Origin of the sequence: Mesorhizobium sp. M7A.F.Ca.AU.002.02.1.1, from assembly GCF_003998535.1 — a bacterium.
GTDB classification, from domain to species: Bacteria; Pseudomonadota; Alphaproteobacteria; order Rhizobiales; family Rhizobiaceae; genus Mesorhizobium; species Mesorhizobium ciceri.
The window spans coordinates 1-391 of sequence record NZ_RZPB01001523.1; the positions used below are offsets into that span (position 1 = coordinate 1).

The 391-nt window shown below is 63.9% G+C and carries 1 pseudogene; it reads left to right on the plus strand.

The features are described from left to right. Nucleotides 1-53: 53 nt before the first annotated feature. Nucleotides 54-391: pseudogene (locus EN879_RS38710) on the plus strand (cytochrome c biogenesis protein CcdA); the annotation flags it as partial.

The window sequence follows — 391 nt, forward strand, 5'->3', positions numbered from 1 at the left end:
CGGTTATGGCAGTCATGGAAAGCTCCTGACCGCTAGCTGGAGCCGCAAGGGAAATCGCGGCCTATGTCATGGGGCTGGCTTTCGCCTTCGGCTGGACGCCGTGCATCGGCCCGGTTCTGGGACCGATCCTGACGCTGGCCGGCGGCCGTGAAACGGTGGGCGAGGGCGCGCTGCTGCTCGCCGCCTATTCGCTGGGGCTGGGCATCCCGTTCCTGATCGCAGCGCTGTTTTCCGGCGCCTTCATGCGCTTCCTCGGCAAATTCCGCGTTCATCTCGGCCGGGTTGAAAAAGCAATAGGCGCGCTGCTGGTTGTCGCTGGCGTGTTTTTCCTCACCGGCGGCGTTCAGACGGTGTCTTACTGGCTGCTGGAGAATTTTCCGCTGCTGGGGCG